A 2,317-nucleotide genomic window follows, 5' to 3' on the forward strand; every position below is an offset into this window, starting at 1 on the left:
GCATAAAACCGGGTCGCCTCTTCAGAGCCGACAGGAAGGTAATTCAACATAATTTCGGCGCCGGAATCCTTCAGCATCTTAATAACTTTTTCTTCGGTCGGCTCCAATGCATCGGCCAGAACAAAGGTCCGTTTCGCATCATAGTTTGCCATGTGATCCGAAAACCCATCCAGGACCCTTCCCATTTGAACGGTAACTCCGGATTTGGGGAGGTCGGAACAGAAAATCACCGTACAGTTGGGATCGGAAAAAATGGCCTCATGCACGTCAATGCCGACTTTGCGTTTGTCGATATCAAAGGCCGCGACGACCTCGATGTCGCCCGGCTTGTACCCGCCAATCTCCCAATGCATCAGACCGACGGCATTTTGCGGGGTCTTTTCCCGGTAGTAATGGATTCCCTGTATTAAAGAACTGGCGCAGTTTCCAACTCCAACAATTGCAATTTTAATATTGGCCATAGCTTTATGTGCCTCCTTTATGTTCTCTCAATGAAGGATTTATCACAATCCCTGGGTATTTCGGTCTCGTTGGCTTTTCGCATGATTTCCCCTCCTGCATACTTATGTGCACTTCCTCATTCGCCCGGATTCAAAGCACTCCCAAATGTAAACGAGTAGGAAAACAAAGAATATTAACACCAAATATCATCATTTGTCAAACTAAAGATTTTTTTATGTGTTAGCAAAGGGAAAATGTCCCCTTGATCTGCAATGCTAAAATGTCCCCCACAAAGGAGGAAGCCTTTATGGAGGGGAACATTATTTTGAGTCAGAAGGAAGCCCATCGGGCACGTGTGATGCGAGAGGTTGTTACAGGGAGTTTGAGATTGAAAGATGCGGCGTTTTTGATGAGAGTGAGTGACCGCCAGGCCAAGCGGATTAAAGCTCGGTTTTTAAAGGAGGATTTGGCTGGGCTGGTTCACAGGAATAGAGGGAGAAGTTCTTTCAATGCCCTTTCCGGCTCTGTCAAAGATAAGATTCTCAGTCTTCACGAGGAAGAATACTTTGATTTTAATGATACTCATTATACGGAGATGCTTGCAGAAAATGAGGAGATTTTTGTAAGTCGAGAGACGGTGAGGCAACTTCTTAGAGGAGCGAAGCGGCCTCCCAAGCGCAAGAGAAAGCCTCGTCGCCATCGAAGCCGCCGTGTTGCCAAGGAGCAGAAGGGGGAGATGGTTCAATGGGATGGAAGCCCTCATCGTTGGTTTGGGATGGATAGCCCCCCTTGTTGCCTGATGGGGGCTGTGGATGACGCTACAGGAGCCTTGCTGGCCGCGTTGTTCATCCCTGCCGAATCCTCAGAAGCATATTTGCGTCTCCTGGAAATGATGCTGAGGCGCCATGGGGCCCCTCAATCGATTTACCAGGACCGGCACTCCGCCCTGGTCCGAGGGGATGATCACTGGAGTCAGGAAGAACAACTCCAGGGCTATCAATTCCCGACCCACGTGGGCCGGGTCCTCGAAGAGTTGAGCATCGAGTCAATCCCGGCCTATTCGCCCCAGGCCAAAGGCCGAGTGGAACGACGCTTCGGAGTGCTGCAAGATCGCCTGATTGCTGAAATGAGACAGAAAGGGATCCAGGATATCAACACAGCGAATGCATGGCTAAAAACAGAATATATCGACCGGTATAATGCCCGGTTTGCAAAAAAAGCCGGCAAGAAAGGCTCGCTCTTTGTCCCCATCTCCAAACGACAGGTCCACCATCGGGTCTGCTATGCTTACGAAGCCGTGGTCGGGAATGACAATTGCATACGCCTGGGGGGACTTATGATCGATGTACCACCAGGGAAGCAGGGACGAAGCTATGCCAAAAGAAAAGTATTCGTCCGACAGCACCTCGATGGAACATGGACGGTCTGGTTGGATAAACAGAAAATTGCAACACATCCTCAAACGGAATTCAGGGAACCTGTGAGATCCTGGAAAAGAAGGAAAGCAAAACAACACGGAAGAGCCAAAGAGGCCTTTCAGGTCTATATCGCTTCAAAACCTGCTCCTCCTCAAAAGGGGACATTTTCCCTTTGCACTTAAGGGGACATATTGACTTTGCTTAAACAGAGTTATTTTTCTCAGTCCCACCCCTTATTTTAACACTGTTTACAGATGGAGAAGAGTATGTCACGGCAGGCATAATCCTTTCCATTTTATAGGCATATCTCAATTTGCGCATAAGCGCCCTGAACTTTAAATAAGAAAAACTACCCCAGAAAAGACGTTTTGCACAAAAAGGAACGGCTATCTCTTTTATGGCGCTTTTCAAAGGATAGCTATTCCTATAAAGATTACTAACCTCCTTGTAAAAATCAC

General features: G+C 47.9%; 2 protein-coding genes and 1 pseudogene. 1 reads left to right on the forward strand and 2 read right to left on the reverse strand.

Annotation, left to right across the window (positions count from 1 at the left end; translation table 11 throughout):
• Positions 1-461, reverse strand: a pseudogene (locus V3S16_RS16260) (inositol-3-phosphate synthase); the annotation flags it as partial.
• A gap of 287 nt (positions 462-748) precedes the next feature.
• Here V3S16_RS16260 and V3S16_RS16265 point away from each other — a divergent pair.
• Positions 749-2,041: an ISNCY family transposase gene (locus V3S16_RS16265; protein ID WP_413886837.1), complete on the forward strand. Its 1,293-nt coding sequence runs from the start codon at positions 749-751 to the stop codon at positions 2,039-2,041.
• Between the two features lie 19 nt (positions 2,042-2,060).
• Here the strand turns inward: V3S16_RS16265 and V3S16_RS16270 are convergent.
• On the reverse strand, positions 2,061-2,317 hold a 257-nt coding region (locus V3S16_RS16270; RefSeq protein WP_413886839.1), incomplete at its 5' end, for a hypothetical protein.

Source organism: Candidatus Desulfatibia sp. (assembly GCF_036446775.1).
In the GTDB taxonomy this organism is placed as follows: domain Bacteria; phylum Desulfobacterota; class Desulfobacteria; order Desulfobacterales; family UBA11574; genus Desulfatibia_A.

Bases quoted from the DNA above. Each gene is read 5' to 3' on its own strand.
- V3S16_RS16265 (WP_413886837.1), top strand. From the start codon at position 749: ATGGAGGGGAACATTATTTTGAGTCAGAAGGAAGCCCATCGGGCACGT.